This is a genomic window from Stenotrophomonas lacuserhaii, from assembly GCF_039674585.1.
Taxonomy (GTDB): Bacteria; Pseudomonadota; Gammaproteobacteria; order Xanthomonadales; family Xanthomonadaceae; genus Stenotrophomonas; species Stenotrophomonas pennii_A.
Map to the genome: position 1 here is coordinate 25,276 of NZ_JBDJNU010000021.1, position 25,524 is coordinate 50,799.

Annotated in this window: 22 protein-coding genes; 13 read left to right on the forward strand and 9 right to left on the reverse strand. The window is 66.9% G+C overall.

The window, feature by feature from the left end; translation table 11 throughout:
- Positions 1-38 precede the first annotated feature (38 nt).
- The gene (locus tag ABE522_RS09970) at positions 39-485 is read right to left on the reverse strand and encodes a GatB/YqeY domain-containing protein (RefSeq protein WP_346591550.1); all 447 of its coding nucleotides are present in this window, start codon (positions 483-485) and stop codon (positions 39-41) included.
- Positions 486-627: 142 nt separating this feature from the next.
- Positions 628-843: a 30S ribosomal protein S21 gene (rpsU, locus tag ABE522_RS09975; RefSeq protein WP_002808376.1), complete on the reverse strand. Its 216-nt coding sequence runs from the start codon at positions 841-843 to the stop codon at positions 628-630.
- Between the two features lie 168 nt (positions 844-1,011).
- Between rpsU and tsaD the strand changes: the two genes are divergently transcribed.
- From tsaD to ABE522_RS10000, 5 genes are all read left to right on the forward strand, one after another.
- Positions 1,012-2,037, forward strand: coding sequence for a tRNA (adenosine(37)-N6)-threonylcarbamoyltransferase complex transferase subunit TsaD (gene tsaD, locus ABE522_RS09980; protein WP_346591551.1), 1,026 nt, complete (start codon positions 1,012-1,014; stop codon positions 2,035-2,037).
- 1,006 nt (positions 2,038-3,043) lie between these two features.
- A complete protein-coding gene (folB, locus tag ABE522_RS09985) occupies positions 3,044-3,400 on the forward strand; it encodes a dihydroneopterin aldolase (protein WP_346591552.1) in 357 nt (118 codons plus the stop codon).
- Between the two features lie 67 nt (positions 3,401-3,467).
- On the forward strand, positions 3,468-4,766 hold the full coding sequence (locus ABE522_RS09990; protein WP_346591578.1) for a mechanosensitive ion channel family protein: 1,299 nt from the start codon (positions 3,468-3,470) through the stop codon (positions 4,764-4,766).
- Positions 4,767-4,889: 123 nt separating this feature from the next.
- A complete protein-coding gene (locus ABE522_RS09995; RefSeq protein ID WP_346591553.1) occupies positions 4,890-7,064 on the forward strand; it encodes a glycoside hydrolase family 3 N-terminal domain-containing protein in 2,175 nt (724 codons plus the stop codon).
- A gap of 143 nt (positions 7,065-7,207) precedes the next feature.
- A complete protein-coding gene (locus ABE522_RS10000) occupies positions 7,208-7,825 on the forward strand; it encodes a hypothetical protein (protein ID WP_346591554.1) in 618 nt (205 codons plus the stop codon).
- A gap of 202 nt (positions 7,826-8,027) precedes the next feature.
- Here ABE522_RS10000 and ABE522_RS10005 read toward each other — a convergent pair whose 3' ends face one another.
- The 7 genes from ABE522_RS10005 to ABE522_RS10035 form a co-directional block, all read right to left on the reverse strand.
- The gene (locus ABE522_RS10005; protein WP_346591555.1) at positions 8,028-9,188 is read right to left on the reverse strand and encodes a PQQ-dependent sugar dehydrogenase; all 1,161 of its coding nucleotides are present in this window, start codon (positions 9,186-9,188) and stop codon (positions 8,028-8,030) included.
- A gap of 111 nt (positions 9,189-9,299) precedes the next feature.
- Positions 9,300-9,644 (reverse strand): hypothetical protein, encoded by a 345-nt coding sequence (locus tag ABE522_RS10010; RefSeq protein WP_346591556.1) that lies wholly within the window; start codon positions 9,642-9,644, stop codon positions 9,300-9,302.
- 97 nt (positions 9,645-9,741) lie between these two features.
- Positions 9,742-11,085, reverse strand: a complete 1,344-nt coding sequence (locus tag ABE522_RS10015) for an APC family permease (protein WP_346591557.1) — start codon at positions 11,083-11,085, stop codon at positions 9,742-9,744.
- Positions 11,040-12,041 carry a L,D-transpeptidase family protein gene (locus ABE522_RS10020; RefSeq protein WP_346591558.1) on the reverse strand — a complete coding sequence of 334 codons (1,002 nt, stop codon included), beginning with the start codon at positions 12,039-12,041 and terminating at the stop codon, positions 11,040-11,042. Before ABE522_RS10020 ends, ABE522_RS10015 begins: the two co-directional genes overlap by 46 nt.
- A 12-nt stretch (positions 12,042-12,053) precedes the next feature.
- On the reverse strand, positions 12,054-12,902 hold the full coding sequence (locus tag ABE522_RS10025) for a MurR/RpiR family transcriptional regulator (protein WP_346591559.1): 849 nt from the start codon (positions 12,900-12,902) through the stop codon (positions 12,054-12,056).
- 184 nt (positions 12,903-13,086) lie between these two features.
- Positions 13,087-14,181: a dipeptide epimerase gene (locus tag ABE522_RS10030; RefSeq protein ID WP_346591560.1), complete on the reverse strand. Its 1,095-nt coding sequence runs from the start codon at positions 14,179-14,181 to the stop codon at positions 13,087-13,089.
- Positions 14,181-15,632 carry a C40 family peptidase gene (locus tag ABE522_RS10035; protein WP_346591561.1) on the reverse strand — a complete coding sequence of 484 codons (1,452 nt, stop codon included), beginning with the start codon at positions 15,630-15,632 and terminating at the stop codon, positions 14,181-14,183. The genes ABE522_RS10030 and ABE522_RS10035 overlap by 1 nt, the downstream gene beginning before the upstream one ends.
- Positions 15,633-15,763: 131 nt before the next feature.
- Between ABE522_RS10035 and ABE522_RS10040 the strand changes: the two genes are divergently transcribed.
- The 8 genes from ABE522_RS10040 (at position 15,764) to ABE522_RS10075 (ending at position 25,458) form a co-directional block, all read left to right on the forward strand.
- Complete coding sequence (locus tag ABE522_RS10040) at positions 15,764-17,266, forward strand: transglutaminase-like domain-containing protein (RefSeq protein ID WP_346591562.1); 1,503 nt, start codon at positions 15,764-15,766, stop codon at positions 17,264-17,266.
- Positions 17,267-17,305: 39 nt separating this feature from the next.
- Entirely contained in the window at positions 17,306-20,332 is a 3,027-nt protein-coding gene (locus ABE522_RS10045; protein WP_346591563.1) for a TonB-dependent receptor, read from the forward strand.
- A 480-nt stretch (positions 20,333-20,812) separates the two neighbouring features.
- The gene (locus ABE522_RS10050; protein WP_346591579.1) at positions 20,813-22,294 is read left to right on the forward strand and encodes a serine hydrolase; all 1,482 of its coding nucleotides are present in this window, start codon (positions 20,813-20,815) and stop codon (positions 22,292-22,294) included.
- Complete coding sequence (locus ABE522_RS10055) at positions 22,227-22,940, forward strand: M15 family metallopeptidase (protein ID WP_346591564.1); 714 nt, start codon at positions 22,227-22,229, stop codon at positions 22,938-22,940. The genes ABE522_RS10050 and ABE522_RS10055 overlap by 68 nt, the downstream gene beginning before the upstream one ends.
- Positions 22,941-22,973: 33 nt before the next feature.
- Positions 22,974-23,351 carry a hypothetical protein gene (locus ABE522_RS10060; RefSeq protein WP_346591565.1) on the forward strand — a complete coding sequence of 126 codons (378 nt, stop codon included), beginning with the start codon at positions 22,974-22,976 and terminating at the stop codon, positions 23,349-23,351.
- Positions 23,352-23,570: 219 nt separating this feature from the next.
- Entirely contained in the window at positions 23,571-23,996 is a 426-nt protein-coding gene (locus ABE522_RS10065; RefSeq protein WP_346591566.1) for an EF-hand domain-containing protein, read from the forward strand.
- Between the two features lie 175 nt (positions 23,997-24,171).
- Positions 24,172-24,930 carry an HAD family hydrolase gene (locus tag ABE522_RS10070; protein WP_346591567.1) on the forward strand — a complete coding sequence of 253 codons (759 nt, stop codon included), beginning with the start codon at positions 24,172-24,174 and terminating at the stop codon, positions 24,928-24,930.
- Positions 24,931-24,966: 36 nt separating this feature from the next.
- Entirely contained in the window at positions 24,967-25,458 is a 492-nt protein-coding gene (locus ABE522_RS10075) for a hypothetical protein (protein WP_346591568.1), read from the forward strand.
- Positions 25,459-25,524 lie beyond the last annotated feature (66 nt).

The following is a 25,524-nucleotide window of genomic DNA, read 5'->3' on the forward strand; positions in this document are numbered from 1 at the left end:
CCGAGCGTGGCTCGGCGCTGCCGGGGCAGGCGTTCGCGTCAGCCTGCGAGCTGCTGCTTGACCAGCTTGGACACCAGGCCCATGTCGGCCTTGCCGGCGACCTTCGGCTTCAGCGCGCCCATCAGCTTGCCGATGTCGGCCGGGCTGGTCGCACCGGTTTCCGCCACGGCGGCCTGGATGGCGGCGATGATCTCGGCTTCGCCCATCTTGGCCGGCAGGTAACGCTCGATCACGACCATTTCGTCGCGCTCGATCTGCGCCAGGTCCTCACGGTTGGCTGCTTCATACTGGCTGATCGAGTCCTTGCGCTGCTTGACCATCTTGTCCAGCACGGCGACCACGGCGGTGTCGTCCAGTTCGATGCGCTCGTCCACTTCTTTCTGCTGGACGGCGGCCTTGATCAGGCGGACCACGCCCAGGGTGTGCTTGTCGCCGCTCTTCATGGCGGCCTTCATGTCGTCGGTCAGCTTCAGCTTCATGCTCATGGGGCACCTCGTATGTCGTGGGTCAGGCTAATTGGTGGGCGCCTTGGCGGCAGCCCGGGAACGCAAAAAGCCGGCGACGCTTGCGCGTGCCGGCTTCTTCCCCACCGCGACAGGCAGAACCTGTCGCCATGAGTGCGTCCGATCAGTACAGGCGCTGACGCTTGGTGACGTCGCGCGACGAACGGCGCAGCTGACGCTTCACTGCAGCAGCAGCCTTGCGCTTACGTTCCTGGGTCGGCTTTTCGTAGAACTCGCGCTTACGGGTTTCGGCCAGCACACCGGCCTTTTCGCAAGTGCGCTTGAAGCGGCGAAGAGCAAACTCAAAAGGTTCGTTCTCGCGGACTTTGACGCTGGGCATGGAATCTCCGGACACTGTGTAGAACCGGGTCTATACCCGGCGAGCCGCACATTATAGCGGCGCTTCGACAAACTGCAAGCATCCCGGCCTGAATACGGGCCGGTTTTCTTGCATCTCAAGGGCCTGCATCGCCCCTGAGGAGCACGCAGGGGGCGCATAATACACCACATGCGAGTCCTTGGTATTGAATCATCGTGCGATGAGACCGGCGTGGCGGTGTATGACACCGACCTCACCGGCATTGAAGCCCTGCGCGCCCATGCGGTGTACAGCCAGATCGCGCTGCACGCCGAATACGGCGGCGTGGTGCCGGAACTGGCCAGCCGTGACCATGTGCGCAAGTTGTTGCCACTGATCCGGCAGACGCTGGACGAAGCCGGCATGACCGTCGGCGACATCGACGGGGTGGCCTATACCGCTGGCCCCGGCCTGGTCGGCGCGCTGCTGGTCGGTGCCGGGGTGGCGCGTTCGCTGGCCTGGGCGCTGGAGGTGCCGGCCGTGGGTGTGCACCACATGGAAGGCCACCTGCTGGCCCCGCTGATGGAAGACGACCCGCCGCAGGCGCCGTTCGTGGCCCTGCTGGTGTCCGGGGGGCATACCCAGCTGGTGGCGGTGGAGGCCATCGGCCGGTACCGGCTGCTGGGCGAGACGCTGGACGATGCCGCCGGCGAAGCCTTCGACAAGACCGCCAAGATGATGGGCCTGCCGTATCCGGGGGGCCCGCAGTTGGCCGCGCTGGCCGAACAGGGCCGTCCCGGCGCCTACCGTTTCTCGCGCCCGATGACCGACCGCCCCGGGCTGGACTTCAGCTTCTCCGGGCTGAAGACCCAGGTGCTGCTGGCCTGGCGCGACAGTGACCAGAGCGAGCAGACCCGCGCCGACATCGCACGCGGCTTCGAAGATGCCGTGGTCGAGACCCTGGTGATCAAATGTGGACGCGCGCTGGAAGCGGCCGGTACCAACGTGATCGTGGTGGCCGGCGGCGTGGGCGCGAACAAGCGCCTGCGCGTGCGGCTGCAGGAAATGGCCGCCAAGCTGGGTGGCAGGGCCTGCTTCCCGCGCCCGGCACTGTGCACCGACAACGGCGCGATGATCGCGTTTGCCGGTGCACTGCGGCTGCAGGCCGGCCAGCACAATCCGCCGCGCGTGGAGGTCACCCCGCGCTGGGACATGGCGACGCTGCCGGCGGTGTGATCGGCAGCGGCAGGCTCAGCGTCGCAGCGCGCGTGATGTCCCCAGCAAGGTGTCAACCGGGTACTTGCATTGCAGCCAGCACAACGTGGAAGGGCAACGGGCCTGGATGATCCGCTCGATCGCGGCGAGATCGCGATGAAGGTCCCGTTCGAGCACAGGTTCATGGTGGGCGATCCGGTTGCGCAAGGTGCGGACATGCTCCAGATCCGTGTGCAATCTGGCGCGGAGGCCTGGGATCTCTCCCGTTCCGATATTGGGGAATACCCGAGTCAGGCACGGATGCCATAGTGAGTCATCAAACCTTCTGGTGAACATCTGTTGCCAGAACGCAAAGCGCAGGTGCGGGACCAACTGGTCAGCGCTGCGATGGCGTCTGCCCAACAGTTGAAGCTCGCTGTGCGCACATGCAGCGCCTCGTGCTTCTGGAAGGCTTCGCAGCAATGCCGCGTGCCGAGGCCACCGTGGCCCATAGCGAAGGCATAACGCGTCTGCCACGGCGTTGCGCGTTGCAACTTCACAGATATGCAGATACGAAAGAAGCTCCGCGCAAACGGCCATGTTCCGTGCATAGAGCGTTGCAGGGCAAACGTCATGCGCCATGGCGGCCCCCATTCGCTGGAACGTGCCCCACCGCGCAGCTGAAAGCACCCTGCTGAAGATGTCGCTGTTTTCCATCGAAAAGGCCGTCGCCACACCACTCGTATCCCAATGTGCTTCGATTGGGCACCCCGGTGAATAGGGGCAGCGCTCGTCAACATACGGACAATTCTGGCAAAACGAATGTCGCGGATGGCAATTGACGACGGGCGCGCCGCTATCTAGATTGCTGGCGTGGGCTTCGGGACATGCGGCCGCTGCAAGGCGACTTCCCCCGGGGACAATGGCAGTACCAGAGGGCCCGCTAGCAGGGCCCTCTGTTTTTCCCAGGCCCCGCTGTTCATCCCATGTCCCTGCACCCCGCGGCGTGTCCCGTTACCATGACGGCCTCTTTCGTGCGGCAGGCATCATGGACAAGGTATTCATCGAAGGGCTGGAGATCGACGCCCTGATCGGTATCTACGACTGGGAACGACGGATCCGCCAGACGCTGGTATTCGACCTGGAAATGGGCTTTGACAACCGTCGTCCGGCCGCCACCGACGACATCGAGCACACACTCAATTACAAGGCCGTCAGCAATCGGCTGCAGGAGTACGTGCGGGCCTCGGACTTCGGCCTGGTGGAAACCCTGGCCGAGCGCTGCGCGGAGATCGTGCTGCAGGAATTCGACGTTCAGTGGCTGCGGCTGAAGCTCAGCAAGCCCGGTGCGGTGCGCGGCGCGCGCGCCGTCGGCGTGATCATCGAACGCGAACGGCCCCGGTAACCCGGCCGCGCCGGCTGCGGTCGGCAACCGGAACCCGATGAACGACCTACAAGAAGGAGGCAACCTGGTGGTGGATGCGGTAGTGGTGGTGAACTGGCTGGACAGCCTGCAGGATTCCCTGGCGCCGTACCCCGGTGCCTATCTCGCGCTGATGCTGTCGGCGCTGGTGATCGCCGCCGGGCTGGCCAACTGGGTCACCAAGCGCATCCTGCTGCGTGGCCTGCGCCGCCTGCTCGCCCGCCTGCCGGGGGCCGACGCCGGCCGTGGCAGCAATGTGATGCGGGTGATCTCCCGGTTGTCCAACGTGGTGCCCAGCCAGGTCATCGCCTCCGGCATCGCCTACGTTCCGGACCTGCCGGTCGGGCTGGTGGCGTTCGTCGTCGCGGCCTGCCAGGCCTGGGCCATCCTGACCGTCTCGATGGCGCTGTCGCATGCACTGGATGCCGCCAACGATCTGTACGAGCGTCGGCCGGACGCGCGCAACAAGCCGATCAAGGGCTACCTGCAGGTCGCCAAGATCGTCATTTTCGCGATTGCCGGGCTGGCGATCGTGGCCACACTCGCCGGGGTGGAACTGCGTTACCTGGTGACCGGGCTGGGCGCGGCCACGGCGGTGCTCATGTTGATTTTCCAGGACACCATCCTGTCGCTGGTGGCCAGCGTGCAGATCAGCGGGGATGGCCGGATCCGCCTGGGCGACTGGATCGAAATGCCCAGCCAGAATGCCGACGGCGATGTCATCGACATCGCCCTGCACACCGTCACCGTGCAGAACTTCGACAAGACCATCACCACCATCCCGACCAAGAAGCTGGTCACCGAATCGTTCAAGAACTGGCGCGGCATGCAGGAGTCCGGCGGCCGCCGGATCAAGCGCGCGCTGTTCCTGGACCAGCACAGCGTCGGTTTCATGGATGACCGGGCACGGGCACAGGTCGGCCAGTTCGCCCTGCTGGCTGATTACCTGCGCGACAAGGACACCGAACTGGGGCAGTGGAACGCCGAACTGCGCGCCCGCGGAGCGGGCGACATCAACAGCCGGCGCGTCACCAACCTGGGCACCTTCCGGGCCTACGTGGAGCGCTACCTGGGCAGCCACCCCGGCATCAACCCCGACATGACCCTGCTGGTACGCCAGCTGCAGCCCACCACTGAAGGCCTGCCGCTGGAGCTGTACTGCTTCACCCGCAGCACCGCCTGGGGCGAGTACGAAGGCGTGCAGTCGGACATCTTCGACCACCTGCTGGCGATCCTGCCGGCGTTCGGGCTGCGCGTGTTCCAGGCTTCCAGCGACGCCATGTTGATGGAGGCGCGGGCCGAACGTGCCCAGCAGCCGCCTGCCACCCCCAGCCCCGGCATGCTTTAAGCTGACCCCGACCGCGCCGTCGCAATCAGCGCGGGCGGAAAACATGAACGCAGAAGATGCGCACTTTTGTGCCCGGTACCTTTAGAATGCCGGCACTGAAAACGTTTACATCAAGGACACCCGGTGGCTTCCGAACGTATCGAATCCCTCATTGCGCAGATGACCGTGGAAGAAAAGGTCGGTCAGCTGGGCGTGTTCGCCGACATGGTTCGTCCCTTTGCCCCGGACGTGAACCCGGAAGCCAACGTCAGCAACGCCGACCAGGTGCTGCAGCAGGTGCGTGACGGCAGGGTCGGCTCGCTGTTCAACGGCGTCGGCGCCGAGCTGGGCCGTCGCATCCAGCAGGTGGCGATCGAAGAAAGCCGCCTCGGCATCCCGGTGATCCTTGCCGCCGATGTCATCCATGGCATGCGTACCGTGTTCCCGATCCCGCTGGGCGAAGCGGCCAGCTTCGAACCCGACCTGGCGCGCCGCACCGCACGTGCCACCGCGGTGGAAGCCACCGCGGCCGGCCTGCACTGGACCTACGCGCCGGCCGTGGATATCGCCCGCGACCAGCGCTGGGGCCGTGGTGCGGAAGGCGCCGGCGAAGACGTGGTGCTGGGCTGTGCGTTCGCGGCCGCCCGCGTGCGCGGCTTCCAGGGCGATGACCTGCGCGCGCACGATGCACTGCTGGCCACGCCCAAGCATTTCGCCGCCTACGGCGCGGTGATGGCCGGCATGGAATACAACATGGTGGACATATCGCCGCAGACCCTGCGCGACGTCCACCTGCCGCCGTTCAAGGCCGCCTTCGATGCCGGCGCGATCACCGTGATGTCCTCCTTCAACGACATCAACGGCGTGCCGGCCAGTGCCAACGCCGAACTGCTGACCGACATCCTGCGCGGTGAGTGGAATTTCCCCGGCGTGGTGATCTCCGATTACACCGCGGACATGGAACTGGTGGCACACGGCTATGCCGCCGATGACCGCGATGCCACCGCCAAGGCGTTCACCGCCGGGCTGGACCTGAGCATGCAGAGCGGCTTCTATGCCGAACACCTGCCGGGCCTGGTGGAAAGTGGCGAAGTGCCGATGGCGGTGCTGGATGAAGGTGTGCGCCGCATCCTGTGGCTGAAGGAAACCATCGGCCTGTTCGATGATCCGTACCGTTCGCTGGACCCGGCGCGCGAAGCCGATGACTCGCATATCGCCGCGCATGACGAGCTGTCGCGCGACGCGGCGCGGCGCTCCATCGTGCTGCTGAAGAACGAACAGTCGGCGCTGCCGCTGCGCCGCGACGGGCAGAAGATCGCGCTGATCGGTCCGTTCGTGCAGGACCGCGAAAACATCGAAGGCTGCTGGACGCTGTTCGGCGACAAGAGCCGTTACGTGGACCTGGAAACCGGCGTGCGCGCGGCCATCGGCGATCAAGCGCTGCTGGAAGTGGTGCCGGGTTGCGATCTGGAAAGCGGCATCGCCGGTGGCATCGAAGCGGCCGTGGCCGCCGCGCTGCGCGCCGACGTGGTGGTGCTGGCGCTGGGCGAACCGCAGCGTTACAGCGGCGAAGCCCAGTCGCGCGTGGAAATCACCTTGCCGCCGGCCCAGCAGGCGCTGGCCGAAGCGGTCGCGATGGCTGGAAAGCCGATGGTGGTGCTGCTGCGCAATGGTCGCGCGCTGGCCCTGCAGGGCGCGGTGCGCAACGCGCAGGCCGTGGCGATCACCTGGTACCTGGGCACCCAGACCGGACACGCCGTGGCCGATGTGCTGTTCGGCGATTACAACCCGTCCGCACGCCTGCCGGTGAGTTTCCCGCAGGTGTCCGGGCAGCAGCCGTACTTCTACAACCATCCGCGCACCGGGCGTCCGGAACTGCCGACCATGTCTGAATTCAAGGCGCGCTGGCGCGAGATTCCCAACGAGCCGCTGTACGCCTTCGGCCACGGCATCAGCTACACCAGCTTCGCCTACGGCGTGCCGCAGCTGAGCAGTGCCAAGCTGGGTTGGGATGACAGCCTCACCATCACCACCACGCTGACCAACACCGGCAGCGTGGCCGGCGAAGAAGTGGTGCAGCTGTACATCCATGACCGCGTGGCCAGCCGCGTGCGGCCGGTGCGCGAACTGAAGGAGTTCCGCAAGGTGCTGCTGCAGCCGGGCGAATCCACCGACGTGAGCTTCACCCTGGACCGTTCGCAGCTGGCATTCACCGGCCGCGATGGGGTGCTGCGTGCCGAACCGGGCCTGTTCGACCTGTGGGTATGCGCATCGGCGATCAGCGGTTCACCGGTGCAGTTCGAGCTGCTGGCCGGCTGAGTGGGGTGATGACGCATCCGGCCCATCCGGATGCGAGGGCTTTCGCTGCCACGGCTTGTCGCAGCGTGCCTGCACGCGACATGCATGCCCGGCTCACGTCGGCCGGGCTAGGCTGGATGCCCTCGTTCCTGCCGGAATCGCGCATGCGCCTGTCCCGTTCAATGAAGTTGCCGCTGTTGCTGGCGGGCCCATTCTGGTTGGTGGCCTGTGCGCAGGCCGATGCGCCTGCCGCGCCTGCCGAGGCACCTGCGCCGATGTCCGCTGCTGCGGGCGCGGACGGATTGCAGGACGACCCGGCGGTGGCACCAACGCCGAACGCGTCGAGCGCGCCGTCCGTGCCACCGGCCGAATCCGGCCCGAACGCACCCGCTGATGCCGCCCCCCCGGCCGCTGGCGATGCGCGCGGGCGGATCGAACGCGTTCTGGGTGATGCCGATCAGTACGAAACCGTGTTCAAGGCGTTGCAGCAGGGGATCGCCGGCGATGACCGCGCCGCCGTGGCCGCGCTGATGCGCTATCCCCTGCGCGTGGACACCGGCGGCAACAAGCGCGAGGTGCCCGATGCCGCCAGTTTCCAGCGCGATTACGAACGCATCGTCACCGCGCCGGTGGCGCGTGCGATCAGCGCGCAGTCCTTCGAAACGGTATTTGCCAACCAGCAGGGCGTGATGATCGGCAACGGCCAGGCCTGGTTGAATGGAACGTGCCTGGACACGGCCTGCAGCCGCACCGAGGTCAAGGTCGTTGCACTGCAGGAATGACCGCACGGGTAGCGCCGAAGGCAGCGGCAGGAGCCGCTGCCAACGTCGCTCGCGACGGCCCGCAGGGTGCCGGTCAGGACGACCGGCATAGCCATGCCCGGCGAGCGCAGCGGCAAGGGCAGCAGCGTGACGACCAACGGTCGTCACCCACCAAGGCATGACGGCCACCAAGGCATGACGGCCAGCGGCCGTCACTACCGGGTCAACCCTTCGGGGTCAGCTTCAGCAGCTTGCCGTCCTTGCCGTCTTCCAGCACCCACACCGCGCCATCGGGGCCCTGTTCGACTTCGCGGATGCGTGCGCCCATGTCGAAGCGTTCGGCTTCGCGTGCAGCGTCGCCGTCGAAGCTCACCCGAACCAGCGCCTGCGATGACAGACCACCGATGAAGCCGCTGCCCTTCCACTGCGGGAACAGGTCGCCGCTGTAGATGATGAAACCAGCCGGCGAAATCACCGGGTTCCAGGTCACCTTCGGCGCCGCGAACTCCGGACGGGTGGAATGGTCGGGAATCGGCCGACCATCGTAATGGTCGCCGTTGGACACGATCGGGTAACCGTAGTTCGCGCCGCGGGCGATCAGGTTCAACTCATCGCCGCCAGCCGGGCCCATCTCGTGTACCCACAGCTTGTTGTCCGCATCGAAGGCGATGCCCAGCATGTTGCGATGGCCCAGCGACCATACCTGTGCGGCCACGCCACCCTGCGAAGCGAACGGATTGTCAGCCGGCACCGAGCCATCGTCGTTCAGGCGGATCAGTTTGCCGAGGTTGCTGGCCATGTCCTGGGCCGGGTCGAACTTCTGCCGCTCGCTGGAGGTGATCCACAACTTGCCGTCGGGACCGAAGGCGATGCGGTGGCCGTAGTGGCCGTTGCCGCTGACCTTCGCGTCCTGCCGCCAGATCACCGAAAGATCCTGCAGCGTGCCGGCACCGCTGGCATCGAGCACCAGCTTTGCGCGCGCCACGGCGGCGCCGCGGGTGTTGTTGCTGCCTTCTTCGGCGTAGCTCAGGTACACCAGCTGGTTGCTGGCGAAGTCCGGGTGCAGCACCACGTCACCGAAACCGCCTTGGCCACCATAGGCGACTTTGGGGCCACCGGTGATTTCATGCTGGGTCCTGCTGGTGAGATCCAAGTGCTGCAGTCGCCCCGCTTTCTCGGTGACCAGCACACTGCCGTCGGGCAGGAAGGTCATCGCCCATGGTTCGTTGAAGGTGGCGAACTCGGTGGCGTCGAACGCACTGAAGGACTTCTTGGTCGGCGCCGGTGCCGGCGCGGTGGCCTCGGGGCTGGCGGCGCCACAGGCGGTGGTGGCAAGCATCGGGGTCAGCCCGATGGCAAGGGTGAGAAGCAACTTACGGGTCATGGGTATCTCCAGGCGGGGATGCGGATGGCCAACCCCCTCTGTATACCATTGCCGCCGTGCACGCCGAAGCGCCCTGCGATACGTGCAGGGCGCTTCATTCAACGCAGAGGCTCAGATACCGCGCGTCGGACCCTTGCCCAGCCGCGGATCGGCCTGCAGGGCATCTTCCCAGCCGCGCTTCACCGCATGCTGCGCCTGCAGCCATTCCAACCGGCTCTCGCCACGTTCGGCGGCCCAACGGGTCTGCAGTTCGCGCTCCACTTCTTCATAAGCGCGGATGACATCCTGTGCACGCGACTGGTGTCCCAGCCGGTAGGCCGGTTCATAGTCCTCGAAGGACGAGCTGGCGTCGTAGTAGGGCTCGCTCGGATAACGTTCGCGCCAGTAATCGGCGAACGTATCACGCTGCACACCGTCTTCGGGCACGCGGCCGGGGATCTGGTAATCAGGGCTCATTCGTCGGCTCCGTGTCGTCGTTGTTCGAGGTTCCATCGTGACGACCCGGGGGTTAACGGCCCGGTCCCGGCGCGTGAGCGCAGCGTAGAGCGCTGCATCAACCGCCCTTGCGCGGGAACAGGTAGATCACCGCGCCCACCGCGAATGCGGCCAGCGCAGCCAGGATGTTCGCCCAGCTGGCGCTGGCGAACAGCGCCAGGCACAGCACCAGCGCCAGCACCGGGATCAGGGGGCCGCCGGGCAGTTTCAACGCGCCTGGGCGGTCGGCATAGCGCTTGGCCAGCACCAGCACGGCGGCGGCCGTACCGATGTAAGCGAACAGGCGCGTGGTCATCGACAGCAGGGCCAACTGCACGAACGACCCGCTCAGCGCCAGCAGCAGCGAGATGATGCCCTGGCACAGGATCGCCGCGGCCGGTGTGCGGAAGCGGGGGTGCACGTGTGCCAGCACTTTCGGACCGTAGCCGTCGGCGGCCAGCGCGTACAGGAAGCGGGGGCCCATCATCATCGTGTTGCTGTTGGTGCCCAGGATGGAGATCGTCGCGCCCACGGTCAGGATCAGCGCCAGGGCTTCGCCGCCGAAGCCTGCAGCGGCATCGGCCAGTGGCGTGGCCGAGCCGGCCAGGCCGGGCAGGGTGCCCTGCGCCACGATCTGCACCGCAGCGTAGATCACCGTGACGGTGATGATCATGGTGATCAGCGCGAACGGGATGTCACGCCGTGGATTGCGGTATTCGCCCGCGGCGGCCGGGATGTTCTCGAAGCCGGCGTAGGCGTACAGCAGCAGCAACGCCGCCTCGCCCATGCGCTGCAGGTCATGCGGGTCCGGACGCTGCCCGGAGAACGCCAGCTGCGGGTCGATGTAGAAAGCGCCGATGGCCACGAACAGCAGCAGCGGCACCAGCTTGCCGATCACCAGCACCACGCCGGTACGCGCCGCCGAACGCACGCCGATGATGTTCACCCCGGTCAGGAAGGCGAGCGACAGCACGATCACCGCGATCCGCCCACCGCCACTGCCGGCCAGTGGCCAGAAGCGCGCCACGGCATCGGCCAGCGCGTTGCTCAATGCCGCCGCCGAACTGATGCGGGTCAGCCAGATCATCCAGCCGATCTCGAAACCGGCGAAGCGCCCGAATGCCTCGCGGGCATACAGGTAGCTGCCGCCGGGCTCGTCGAAGTAACTGGCCGCCTGCGCGTAGCACAGCACCAGCAGCGCGACCACCACACCGGCGGCCAGCACGCCCCACAGGCTGAACGGACCGAGCAGCATCACCGTGGCGGCCGGCAGCAGGTAGATGCCGCTGCCGATCACATCGTTGATGGACAGGCCGACGATCTGCCAGCGACTGACCGCGCGCTGCAGGCTGGGGGTGGGTTGGGTGTCCGGCGCGCTCACGGTGCGCGGCCACTGGCAGCGGGCAGGGCTGGCAGCTGCCATGCCTGCTGCAGGCTCACGTACTCGGCGCGTGGCAGCAGCACGAACAACGGGCCTTGGCGCGGATCCAGCCAGGCCAGCAGCTGCTGCATGTGCGCGGCGGTCATCGCGGTGCAGCCGGCGGTGGCCTCGCCTTCCCGGCGCCACAGGTGGGCGAAGATGCAGCTGCCCTGGCCGGGCACGTTGCGCGGGTTGTGGTTGATCACGAAGCCCTGCTGGTAGCGCACGTCGCCGTGGTTGTGCAGGTCCAGCCGCATCGGTTCGGTGGAGCCCTCCACAGCTTCGGCACCGACCCGGTCGGCATCGACGATGCGGTTGTAGTACGGCGAATCCGGCACGTCCATGCAGTAGCTGCTTTCCTGCATCGGCTGCCACGGCAGGGCGGTGTCGGCCTGCGCGGCATAGCCGAAGGCGGTGCCCAGCGTGAACACGCCGGCCGGGCTGCGGCCATCGCCCTCGCGCTTGCGCGGGCCGCCGATGGCCCGGGCCGGGGCGGGTGCCGAAGCTGCATCGGTGGGTGACTCGGCGGCGTCGGTGGGTGACGCGGTTGCGTCGGTGGGTGACGACCGTTGGTCGTCACGGGTGCTGGCCGAAGAGCGTGACGACCAACGGTCGTCACCCACCGAAGCGGCATCGCCCACCGAAGCGGCATCACCCACCGAAGCGGCATCACCCACCGAAGCGGCATCACCCACCGAAGCGGCATCTGCGGCGACAGCCGGATGCAGGCCGATGCCCCAGGCGCTGCCGCTGCGGCCCAGGGCCACGTCGAACGCGGCGGCGGCTGCCTTCCAGCCGCTGTCGGTGCGGGTGAACGCCTGCAGGCGTCCCTGCGTGCTGTCCCAGCCCTCGCTGGTGACCACCACCACTTGCCGGGCACCGTCCAGCGGGCTGGCTGCCCATACCGGACCGGCCAGCGAAAGGGCTGCAACGGCGAGGCAACGCAACAGCGACTTCATGGGCGGCTCCGGTCAGGTATCCAGCAGGTGTTCGATGCGTTCCAGGTTCACCGCCAACTGGCGGTTGCGGTCCGGGTTGGCTTCGCACAACAGCACGAAAACAAAATCCAGCAGGGACTGCAAGGAAGCACGGTACAGCACCTGTGCCATGTGCGGCGCGCGGTCTTCGGCGCATACCGCCAGCGCGGCATCGGCATGGGCACGCAGCGGGTTGGCGGTGTGGCGGGTGATGGAGACGACCTTTCCGCCGAGGTCCTGGAACTGCCGCGACAGCATCGACAACTGCGGCAGCTTGCCGAACTCGGAAAACACCAGCATCACATCACCGGGGCGGGCAGCGGACAGGTTGGCCAGCATCAGGATCGGGTCGGCGTGGTGCACCACCAGCATGCCCAGCAAGGACAGCCGCATCGCGAATTCCCGTGCATACAGGCCGTCGTCGCCGAGGCCATACACGAACAGCTTGGGCGCGGCATCGACCAGCGCGACGATGTGCTCCACGTCGGCCTGCGGATTGGCTGCGCGGGTCTCGTCTTCGGCTGCGGTCTTGCTGGCCTGCAGGGCCTGGGCGATGCGCAGATAGCCATCCACGCCCTCGGCCTCCGGGGCTGGCGCTGCGGGCGCGGCGCCGCTGCGTGCGACGTCCTGGCCGATGGAGAACTTCAGGTCCAGATAGCCCTTGAAACCCAGCTTCTGCGCGAACTTGACCACGCTGGACTGGCTGATGCCCAGTGCGCTGGCCAGCTGCTGCGAGGAGTAGTCGCGCAGCAGGTGCGCGTTTTCAAGGATGAAATCCGCGATGCGGCGCTCGATCGCCGACATCTGCCCGCGCTCGGCGCGGATCTTCAGCAGCGGCGGCATGCAGCGGCATCCGGCGTGCGGGGCAGCGCCGAAGGCAGCGGCAGGAGCCGCCGCCAACGTCGCTTGCGACGGCCCGCAGGGTGCCGGTCAGGACGACCGGCATAGCCCTGCTCGGCGGCGTTGCGCAAAGAGATCGCACGGGTACCCGCCGAGCATGGCTCGGCGCTACCGGGAACAATGGCACTCAAGCGAGCATCTCCAGCCCACGTACTTCGGTGATGCCCAGCCCCGGCGCATCGCTGATGCTGATTTCCGATTCGTTGAACGTCACCCCGCCGCTGACCGGGTCGAACTGGCCCAGCGACGGCCCATCCAGGTCGACCTTGGTGATCACATCGCTCTTGGCCACGGCCAGGTGCACGGCCGCGGCCACGCTGATGCTGGATTCGATCATGCAGCCGATCATGCACGGCACCCCATGGATGGCGGCGATGTCGGCGATGCGGATCGCGTTGGACAGCCCGCCGGTCTTCATCAATTTGATGTTGACGATGTCGGCGGCGCGCTGCTGGATCAGGTCGATCACCTGGCTGGGATTGAACACGCTTTCATCGGCCATCACCGGCGTGTTGACGCGGTCGGTCACGTACTTCAGGCCGGCGATGTCGGCGGCCTTGACTGGCTGCTCGAGCAGTTCAAGCACCACCCCGGCCTCTTCCAGCGCGCGCATCGCATGCACCGCCTGCTTCGCGGTCCAGCCCTGGTTGGCATCCAGCCGCAGCAGCGCACGGCCTTCCACCGCGGCATGGATGGCCTTGACCCGTTCGATGTCCAGGCCGATGTCCTTGCCGACCTTGATCTTCAGCGATTCGAATCCGCGATCCAGCGCCGACAGCGAATCGGCCACCATCTTTTCGATGTAGTCCACGCTGATGGTGATGTCGGTGGTGATCACCGGATCGCCACCGCCCAGCATCTGGTACAGCGGTGCGCCATGCAGCTGCGCCCACAGGTCGTACAGGGCGATTTCCACCGCCGCCTTGGCGCTGCTGTTGCGCTCCATCGATGATTGCACCAGGCCGCACAGCCGGTTGAGGTTGGCTACGTCCTGGCCGACCAGCCGCGGCTTGATGAAGTGACGGATGGCTTCGATGATCGACCCGTGCGTATCACCGGTGATCACCGCAGTCGCCGCCGCCTCGCCGTAGCCGGTGTGGCCGGTGTCGGTGCGGACCATCACCACCACGTCCTCGACGGTGTCGACGGTGCGCAGGGCGGTCTTGAACGGCGTCTTCAAGGGCACGCGCAGCATGCCCAGTTCGATATCGGTGATCTTCATCAAGGCGTCCGGGGCGTGCGCTGCGGGCGGACCCGCTGGATGTTGGTGATGCGGTCGATGTAGCGCAGGTCATCGCTGGCCATCATCGGCTCCAGCGGAGTGACCGACACGCCGTTGAGGTGCGCCTGGATGCGGGCGCCGTCCTCGCCTTTCCAGCTGCCTCCGGCGGTGTCGTGGATCACCCAGGTGCGGCCGTCTACATGGCCGATGGCCATCATCACGTGGCCCGGGATGTAGACCAGGTCGCCCACCTGCAACTCCGCCACCGCGCGGTCGCGTCGTGCGGCGGTGTCCTTGTCGGTGAAGGCGATGCGGTCCAGCGCCGGGCTGATGCCCTGCGCGCTGGTATTGCGCGGCAGCAGCACGCCGGCACTGCGGTAGATCTCCGAAACGAAGCCGCTGCAGTCGCGGGTGTCGTAGTCGTGGCCCCATCCGTAGCGCTCGCCAAGGAACTTGTAGGCCTGGGCCAGCAGGGTGCGCGGGGTCAGCGGCAGGTAATCGCCGCTGCTGTCCTGCGAACGCGGCAACAGCGCGGGCACCAGCTTCAGCGCACCATCGGCTTCGCGCACGGGCAGCTGCACCACCCAGCCGGCATGCGCCTGCTGGCCGTTGACCATTTGCGCGGCCGGCCACTGCGCCAGCACCGGCAGGCGCACGCCCATGTCCAGTTGCAGGCGCGAAACGCGGGGCTCTTCGGGAGTGAACGCGGTATGCGCCACCGCACCGGTGATCACCCGGTAGGGTCCCGTCGTGGCGTAGCCCAGCACGGTCTCCTTCGAACCGGTTGCTACGTGCTGCGCTTCGATCCACGCGCTGTAGCGATCGCTGTGCACGAACAACCAGGCCCCGTCGGCGCTGCGGTGGACCACCGCGACCTTGTCGCCGGGGAACAGCGCCGATTCCTGGAAGCGGTCGATGTCGGTGTTTTCGGTGCTGCTGAAGACACGCTGCCGGGTCGGGAAGGTGCGCAGCGCCGCGCGATGCACCACCAGCCCGTACTGCGGCGTGGTGGCGGCGGGCAGTGCATCCAATGCCAGGTTGGCTTCGATATCGGCGCGCTGGCCGGCGGGGATCGCGGTGCCGTGCACGTCGTACAGCGTCCGCGTCGGCCAGCGCGACAACGCCGTGACCGCGGTGCGCACAGCGGCCGCCGGCAACGTGGCGGGCAGCGCCGCGATGTCCTGGATGTGCGGGTCTTCGGCGCGCATGCGCGCGTTCTGCGCGGCGATCTGCGTGCGGTCCAGGATCAGCGCATCGGCATCAGGCAGGCGCGCGGCCCAGTACTGCGGCGTCAGGTAGGCCTCGTGCAGGCCGATGACATAGGGCAGGGCGGGGCCGGGGTCCGGGCTGGGCGCTGGCGCGCGCGTGAGCGCCGACGCCGCGCCACTGCCGAGGGCCAGGCACACGGCCAGCATCAGGGCACGGCGGGTGGTGCGGAAAGCCAGGAGCATGGGGCGAAGACCTTCATCGAAAGCTGTTGGAATAGTTATTCCTTTCGTCGCGGAACGCAAGAATAAATTATTGACCGGGTGTCCCCTGCGTGTTACACAGCTGTTACCACCCGCGCTGGGGAAGTGTCGCTGTGGATTCCGTCGTTCGCAAACTCCTGCTGTCTGCTGCTGCCTGCCTGTGCGGGGCCGTGGCGTGGGCGCAGCCTGCAGCGGAGACGGCCATGCCGATACCGGAGACGGTGTCCGAAGCCGCGGTGGTCGCGATGATCGACCAGGGGCGATTCGCCGAGGCCAGCGCGCTCCTGGACGCCTGGCTGGCGCGCGACCCGGGTGCGGTCCAAGGGGATGCGCTGGCTTTCCAGAAGGAACGCATGCGGCGCATCCGCCTGGACTTCAGCCTGGATGAAGCCGCGGCCAAGGAAAAACTGCGCCACTGGATTCCCGACCTGCGCGATGACGAGTTCGCGCGCTGGGACGCCCAGGGACTGTTGGAGCATCTGGATATCGATGGCGAGCGGCGGTACTTCAACCGTGCTCCGTCCAACCTGTTCCGGCTCAGCAGCCAAGCCCGCGCACGCCGCCGTGCCGATGCCCCGATGCCGCCCGATGGCCCGTACGAAACGCTGGTGCCGTACCACGCGCAGGTAGTGGCCGCCGCCGAACGCAGTGGCAAGGATTCGGTGCTGCCACAACGCGTGGAGGTCACCCAGTCACTGGTGGTGAAGGCCGATGCGGTGCCCGCTGGCGAAACCGTGCGTGCCTGGATTCCGTACCCGCGCGAGATTCCCGGCCAGCAGGAGCAGCTGCAGTGGATCGGCAGTTCACCGTCCGGCGCGCAGCTGGCCCCGGCCAGCACGCTGCAGCGCACGGCCTATCTGGAAGCGCCGGCCGTGGCCGGGCAGCCGACCCGTTTCCAGATCCGCTACGCCCTGACCATCAGCGCCCGCCATACCGCGATTGATCCGTCTGTGGTGCAGCCCACGCCGGACGAGCCGGTGCTGGCGCCGTACCTGGCCGAGCAGCCACCGCATGTGCGCTTCAGCCCGGCACTGCGCGCGTTTTCCGAACGGGTGCTGCAGGGTGAGACGCGGCCGTATGAAGTGGTGCGCCTGCTGTTCAACGCAGTCGACCAGATTCCCTGGGCCGGCGCGCGCGAATACTCCACGATCAGCAACATCAGCGAGTACGCGCTGCAGGCCGGCCATGCCGACTGCGGCCAGCAGACCCTGCTGCTGATCACCCTGCTGCGCATGAACGGCATTCCCGCACGCTGGCAGTCCGGCCGCGTGTTCTCCGACAATGCGACCGGCTACAGCAACCTGCATGACTGGGGTGCGGTGTATCTGGCGCCCTACGGTTGGCTGCCGATGGACGTCACCACCGGCGCGCTGGACAGCGATCAGCCAGCACTGCGCGACTTCTATCTCGGCGGCATCGACGGCTACCGGATCGCCTTCAACGATGATTTCGGCCAGGCCTTGGTGCCGGCCAAACAGCACTTCCGCTCGGAAACGGTGGACTCGCAGCGCGGCGAGGCCGAGTGGGCAGGCGGCAACCTGTATTTCGACCAGTGGGACGACCAGTTCCAGTGGACGGTACGGCCTGCAGGCGGCAAACCCAGCGCGACACCCTAGTCAACCACACCGTTCAATTTCTGCAGGAGAGAGCAGGGGATGAAGGCAATCAGCATCAAGCGGGCGGCGTTGACCGTCGCCCTGGGCGCGTGCCTGGGCATGATCGTGCCCAGCGTCGCAACGGCGCAGAACGTTTCCGGCGCAGTCGCCGGCCGGGCCACCGCCGGTGACCTGGTCACCGTGGTCAACCGCGGTACCGGGCTGACCCGCTCGGCCACTGCCGGCAGCGATGGCAGCTATCGGCTCGGCCAGCTGCCGGTCGGCGACTACACCCTGCAGCTGAGCCGCGACGGTGCCGCCCTGGGCGAGCCGGTCAGCGTCAGCGTGGCGGTCGGCGGCACCACCACGGTGAACCTGGCCAGCGGCGGCGGGGTGGTCAACCTGGACGCACTGCAGGTGGTGGGTTCGCGGGTGATCAACCGGGTGGACGTGTATTCCACCGAGACCTCCTTCAACGTCAACCGCCAGGAAATCTCGCGGCTGCCGGTGGCGCAGGACCTGTCCGCGGTGGCCCTGCTGGCACCGGGCGTGGTGGGCGGCAATTCTTCGTTCGGCGGGCTGTCCTTCGCCGGCTCGTCGGTGGCCGAGAACGCGGTCTACATCAACGGCCTCAACGTCACCGACATGTACACCCGGCGTGGCTTCTCCAGCGCACCGTTCGGCTTCTTCCAGGAATTCCAGGTCAAGACCGGCGGTTATTCAGTGGAGTTCGGCCGCTCCACCGGCGGTGTGATCAACGCCGTCACCCGCTCGGGCAGCAATGAGTTCGAAGGCGGTGCGGAAGTCACCTTCGAACCGAATGCCTGGCGCTCGGCCGCCCGCGATCATTTCCACCGCGATGGCTCGCCGCACTCCTACGCCAGCACCGACGCCACCTCGTTCACCAAGACCAATGTCTGGGGTTCCGGTGCGCTGGTGAAGGACAAACTGTTCCTGTTCGCGATGTATGAGAAGCGCGATACCGACGGCAACAACACCTCCTCCGATGGCCGCACCTGGTTCGACAACACCGGCGACGACGACTTCTGGGGAGCCAAGCTGGACTGGAACATCACCGACAACCACACCCTGGAACTGCTCGCGTTCTCCGACGAAACCGAAACCACCCAGGCCTCGTCCGGTTACAACTGGGAGACGCAGACGCTGGGCCAGTGGGGCGGTGACACGCTCACCGACGGCGGCGGCAAGAACTGGTCGGCGACCTATACCGGCCGTTTCGGCGAAAGCTTCACCGCCAAGGCGATGGTCGGCCAGAACAACCAGCGTGCGTTCTCCAACTCCACGCTGGACCTGTACTGCGATGCGGTGTTCACCGATGCCACCTACGCACCGTACCTGGGCCAGTTGAACGGCCTGCGCGCCGGCTGCCATCCCACCGGCACCGCCATCGCCGAACGCGACGACACCCGCGATGCCGCGCGCCTGGACTTCGAATGGGCGCTTGGAAGGCACCTGCTGCGCTTCGGCGTGGACCGCGAACTGATGACCACCGATCAGTCCACGCGCTATCCGGGCCCGAGCCAGATGACTTACACCGCGTACGCGGCACGGCCCGGCGATGAAGTCTGGGACGGCGCCAACGCCTACGTACCGGCCGGGGTCAACCAGATGCTGCGCGCACGTAACCGCGTGTCCGGCGGCACGTTTGAAACCGAGGCCAACGCGTTCTACCTGGAGGACATCTGGAACGTCACCTCCACGCTGATGTTGAACCTCGGCGTGCGCTGGGACCGCTTCGAGAACCGCACCGCCGATGGCGATGCGTTCATCAAGATGGACGACCTGATCGCCCCGCGGGTGGGCTTTGCCTGGGACATCAAGGGCGACGGCAGCACCAAGCTGTTCGGCAATGCGGGCCGCTACTACCTGCCGGTGACCAACAACATCAACGTCAACTTCGCCGGTGGGCTCACCGACGAATACAGCTACTACGTGCTCAACGGCTGGCAGCAGCAGACCAATCCGGTCACCGGCGCGCCGTACATGGCGCCGGTCATCGGCCAGCAGGTCGGCCCCACCGATACCCGCATGAACACCGGCGCGGCCGATCTGCGGCAGAGCGTGGACAAGGACCTGAAGGCGGTCTACCAGGACGAGTACATCCTCGGCTTCCAGACCATGATCAACCAGGCCTGGTCGTGGGGCGTCAACGGCACCTACCGCCGGATGACCCGCGCGCTGGACGACATGCGGCTGAACCATACCCCGTGCGGACCGACCGGCAGCACCCTGTGGCCGATCGCCAATCCCGGCGAAAGCCTGACCATCTGGGGCGATTCCAGCATCGGCTGCGCCGAGGAGGGCTGGATCACCATCGACACCGCCAACAGCGGCTACCGCAAGGGCGGCAGCGGCGAAGTGGTCGGCTATTCCAAGCCCAAGCGCACCTACAAGGCGCTGGAGTTCCAGCTGGACCGCGCGTGGGACGAGAAGTGGATGTTCAACGCGTCCTACCTGTGGTCCAAGAGCGAGGGCAATTTCGAAGGCCCGGTGAACTCGGACACCAACTACGGTGACACCGGCATGGTCCAGCACTGGGACCATCCGTCGAACAACGAGCGCTACGGGGCGCTGTTCAACGATTTCCGCCACCAGTTCAAGTTCCGCGCGGCGTATGCGTTGAACGAGCAGTGGTCCTTCGGCACGACGCTGCAGGTGCAGTCGGGTGGTCCGATCACCGCCTTCGGCGTGATGTGGCCGGGCGACACCGTGGCCGGCGGCAGCACCTCCAGCGAGGGCAGCGGTGGCGGCACCGGCTGGCTGTGCGTGGCCAACTGCACCGGCACCTACGACCAGCGTGTGTTCGAGCCCACCGCGCGCGGTGCGTTCGGCAACCTGCCGTGGACGTGGACCATGGGCGCCAACGTCACCTGGCGGTTGCCGGTGGATGGCATCGACCTGAGCGCGCGGCTGTCGGTCTACAACCTGTTCAACAACCAGACCGTGATCAACGTGCACCAGCGCTACGAAAGCCAGCCGGGCGTGTATCGCGAAGCCACGTTCAACACCGGCACCCGCTGGCAGGCACCGCGCTACGCACAGCTGGTGGTGGCCTGGAATTTCTGACCCGGTAGTGACGGCCGCTGGCCGTCACGCTGGTGCCCTGGTGGGTGACCTGTCACCGCTGCGCTCGCCGAGCATGGCTCGGCGCTACCTGCTTCGGTAGTGACGGCCGCTGGCCGTCATGCTGTTGCCCTGGTGGGTGACGACCGTTGGTCGTCACGCTGTTGCTTCATCACCGCTGCGCTCGCCGAGCATGGCTCGGCGCTACCAGCCTGATCCCGGTAGTGACGGCCGCTGGCCGTCATGCTGTTGCCCTGGTGGGGGACGACCGTTGGTCGTCACGCGGTTGCTGTTCCCGCTGCGCTCGCCGAGCATGGCTATGCCGGTCGTCCTGACCGGCACCCTGCGGGTCGCCGCAAGCGACGTTGGCAGCGGCTCCTGCCGCTGCCTTCGGCGCTACCACTCCCGCCTGCCTTTGCGAGGTTGATCGCCATGTTCGCGCCCCTGCTGTTGCTGGCTTTGGCTACGTCACCGTTCGACAGCATGCTCGAACGCACGATGCAGCGCGAGCAGTTGCCCGGCATCGCCATGGGCGTGGTGGAAGACGGCAAGGTGGTCTACCGCCGTACGGAAGGCAGCCGCGGCGATGGCCCGGATGCCCGCATCGATGACGAAACCCTGTTCAAGATCGCGTCAAACAGCAAGGCAATGACCGCCGCCCTGCTCGCCCGCCTGGTCGACCAAGGCAAGCTGCGTTGGGACGATCCGGTACGCCGCCACCTGCCTTCGTTCACCATGTTCGATCCTTGGGTGGGCGAACAGATGCAGGTGCGTGACCTGCTCATCCACAACAGCGGACTCGGCCTGGGTGCCGGCGACCTGATGCTGTGGCCGGAACCAAACCACTTCACCCGTGCCGACATCATCGCGGGACTGGCTCACCTCAAGCCCGTCACCAGCTTCCGCAGCGGCTATGCCTACGACAACCTGATGTACGTGGTGGCCGGCGAAGTGGCCGCCGCGGCCGGCGGAAAGCCGTACGACCAGCTGATGCGCGAGCAGGTATTCACTCCGCTCGGGCTGTCCCGTTGCCAGGCAGGCGAATGGTCTACCGTAGCGGTCGGCAACATCGCGCAGCCCCACGTGCGCCGGAAGGGGCGCAACGTGGTCGTCGCCGCGGACGGCGATACCAGCCCGGATTCGCCGTCGATGGCAGCCGGCGGCATCCGCTGTTCCTTGAACGACATGCTGCGCTGGATGCAGGTGCTGCTGGATCCCGCACTCGTGCCGGGCTGGCTGGGCAGTGAACAGCGTCGCGAGCTGTGGACGCTGCAGATGCCGATGCCCCTGGGCGAGCGGCAACGGCGCTGGGACAACGCCCACTTCGCCGGCTACGGTTATGGCTGGCGGCTGTCGGACCTGGACGGGCAGTGGAAGGTGGCGCATACCGGCACGCTGTCCGGCATGTATTCCTCGCTGGCGTTGCTGCCCGAGCGCAAGGTGGGCGTGGTGCTGCTGATCAACGGGGAAGGCGAACACGCACGCACCGCGCTGATGCAGGCTGCGTTGAAACACTACACCGCCCCGGGCGACACGCAGGGGGTGGATGGCTGGCTGGACGAACTCGCGCAGGCACGCGTGCCATCACCGACAGAGGCCGGTCCGCTGCCGGATACCCGCACCACAGCGCCCGCGCCGAGCACCGCGCTGCAGGCGCTGCAGGGACGCTATCGCGATCCCTGGCTTGGCGAGGCCTCGCTTTGCCCGGTGCAGGGCCGGCTGCGTTTCAGCGTGGACAAATCGCCGCGCCTGCAGGCCGACGTGCTGCAGGCAGGGGCGCGCTGGGTACTGCGCTGGGATACGCTGGAACCGGCCGCGCAGGCGTGGCTGCTGCCCAACGGCACGCCGGTCCCCGCGCTGGACCTGCGCGCCATCGACCCGGATATCGACTTCAGCTATGACTACCAGGACCTGCACTTCACTCGCGTTGGCGATTGCCCTGGCAGCGAGCGCCCACGCCGCTGAAGCGCCTACCGTTTCGCCCGCACGCAGCTCCGCCGAAGCCGGGCTGGTGGAGATACGCACGCTGTCGCCCGGCATCGCGCTGGACATCCGCTACGCCACCGACAACAACTTCACCGGCCGCCCCGTGCCCGGCTATGTAGCACCTGCGTGCTATCTGCTGCCGCCGGTCGCCGACGCCCTGGCCAAGGTGGAACGCCAGCTGCGCAGCCAGGGCCATGCGTTGCAGGTGCACGACTGCTACCGCCCGGTGCGTTCGGTGCAGGCCTTCGTGGCGTGGGCGCGGGACCCGCATGAAACTTCGCGCAAGGCCACGCAGTATCCGGACGTGGACAAGTCCCGCCTGTTCGCGGAAGGCTATATCGCCGAGCGTTCCGGCCACAGCCGGGCGGCCACCGTGGACGTGGGCCTGATGCAGTGCGCGTCCGAGCGCTGCACGCCACTGGACATGGGGACCGACTTCGACTTCTTCGGCAAGCGTGCGCATACCGCGGCCGACGGGCTCACCCCGTCGCAGCAGGCCAACCGGCAGCGCCTGGTGCAGGCGATGGCCGCCGCAGGCTTCGTCAACTATCCGCAGGAATGGTGGCATTACACCTTCCAGCCCGAGCCGGACCCGCACACCGCCTACGACGTGCCGGTGGGCTGATTCGCGCGGGGTGCCGGCCATTACACTGTGGCCATGAACCTTCCCCTCCATTTCGGTCTGCTGGGTACCCTGGAAGCCGCAGGCATCGCCCTGCTCGTGGGCCTGCTGGTGTATTTCCTGTTCCACCACCTCGCCCGCGCGCTGCGCTGGGCCCACGGCCACGCACTGGGCTGGGCCAGCGGGATCGCGGTGGTCATCTCCGCCGGCATCGACATGTGGAAGCTGTTCTACATGGGCATCGTGCGGATGGAATCGCCGTTCTACGCGCGCCTCTATCTTTCCACCATCCATGATCCCAACGAACTGGGCAGCCGGGTGGTGCTGGAGATCATCGGCGCGCTGTCCGGCGTCGCGCTGGGATGGCTGTTGTTCAGTTCGCGCTCAGCGGGTGAACCGGGTGACGCGGGCTGAATTCCGTTTGACGCTCGTTAAAAAACAGCCCGCTGAATGCGCGCCTTACTTTCCTCTCACCGGCTTGTAACCAACGCCGTAGCCGATGTCCGCCGCGCACGGGTTAAGGCCGCGTGTGAAGGCCGCTCGCGCCCCAATCCGCGTTCATCGGCACGCTGCCAACGTAGGCCCCGTACGGAATACATGGCCGTGCAACATCACATCCAAGGAGACCACCCCATGACGCTTCGTAACCGCAAGCCGCTGATCGCCCTCCTCGTTGCCGCCGGCAGTGTGTTCACCCTCCCGGCCATGGCGCAAAGCGCCGCACAGGATCAGGCGGCCACTGCCCAGGCGCAGGCCGTGCAGGCACAGCAGGCGGCAGCAGCGGCCGGCAACCAGGCGGCTGAAGCCGGCAACGCCGCAGACCAGGCCACCCATGCCGCTGGCCAAGCCGCAGCACAAGCCAACGGCGGCGGCCAGACCTGGGCCAGCATCGATACCGACGGCAACGGCACCATCAGCAAGACCGAGGCCCAGGTGAATGCCGGCCTGGCCCAGGTGTTCGACCAGGCCGACACCAGCAAGGACGGCGAGCTGTCCGCCGATGAGTACAAGGCCTTCGTGCAGGCCCAGCAGGGTGCTGCCGGCGCACAGGGCAACTGAGTTCGGCGCCGGCGGCCCGGTAGCGCCGAGCCATGCTCGGCGAGCGCACCGCGCGGCACCATCAGAAGCCGCCGCGCATGGCTCTGCGCCATCGTAGGTGCCGACCTTGGTCGGCACGCCCCACCAGGGCGGCCTGCGCAGGTCAGTGCGCGGGCCGCCCTGTTATTCTTCACGCATGAACATATCCACGCCCGGGCGCGACCGCGCCATCGGCCTGGTTGGTTTTGACGGTGACGACACGCTGTGGAAGAGCGAGGATTATTACCGCAAGGCCGAACAGGATTACCTCGACCTGCTCTCGCACTACATCGACGTGCACGACACCCGCACCGCCCGGCACCTGCTGGACGTGCAGCGGCGGAATCTCGCCGTGTTCGGTTACGGGGTCAAGGCAATGACCCTGTCGATGATCGAAGCGGCGATCGACATCACCGACAGCCGGGTCAGCGCGAAGCACATCCAGCGCATGCTGGACATCGGCCACGACACCCTGCGCCATCCGGTGGACCTGATCGACGGTGTACGCGAATCGGTCGCGAAGATTGCCGAGGATCACCCCGTGGTGCTGATCACCAAGGGTGACCTGTTCCACCAGGAAGCCAAGATCAAGGTGGCCCAGCTGCACGACCTGTTCCCGCGCATCGAAATCGTGTCCGAGAAGGATCCGGAGACCTACGCCCGCGTGCTGGCCGAGTTCGAATTGCCGATCAACCAGTTCGTGATGGTCGGCAATTCGCTGCGCTCGGACATCGAACCGGTGGTCACCCTGGGTGGCTGGGGCGTGCATACGCCGTACGCGGTCACCTGGGCGCACGAAACCGAACATGGCGTGGCCGACGATGAGCCGCGCATGGTCACCGCCGATACCGCATGGGACTGGCCGGCTGCGCTGCAGGCCATCGAGGCCAAGGCAGCGGCCGCCTGCAGCGGGTGACCTGACACGGCGGGCAGGCTGCGTCACAATCGACCCATGACGCGCCTGCTGACAACGTTGCTGCTGCTGTCCGTGCTGCTGGTGCCGGCGATCACGCTGGCGCAGCAGACAGCGGAAAAATCGGCCACTTATGCGGTCGATACCGGCGATGCGTGGATCGACACCTGGCTGGCCGACATCAACCACTACGCCGAACGTTATCCGGACAGTTTCCTGGACGAAGTCGCACGCTACAGCGGCGTGGATCGTGGCTACGCCGCGGCGCTGGTCAACAACCACGGCTGGCATGCCGCAGATGTGTACTTCGCCTGCTTCTGGGCCAAGGCCATCCAGGTCAGCTGCCGTGAGGTGGTAAGGGCGTTCAGCGCGCACCGTGATGCGGGCTGGGAAGCCGCCGTGGAGGCCTTGCCGGTGCCGCCGGACAACCTGCACAGGCGCGCGCTGCGGCACGCCATCGTGGCCAGCTACCGGCATTGGGATCGCCCGATCACGCTGGATGCCACGCTGCGCCGCCAGCTGGGCGGGTAGCGCAGAACCAGGATCAGCGGGCTGCCGGAACTGCCGCCGGGCATGGCCCGCGCGTCAAGCGGATCG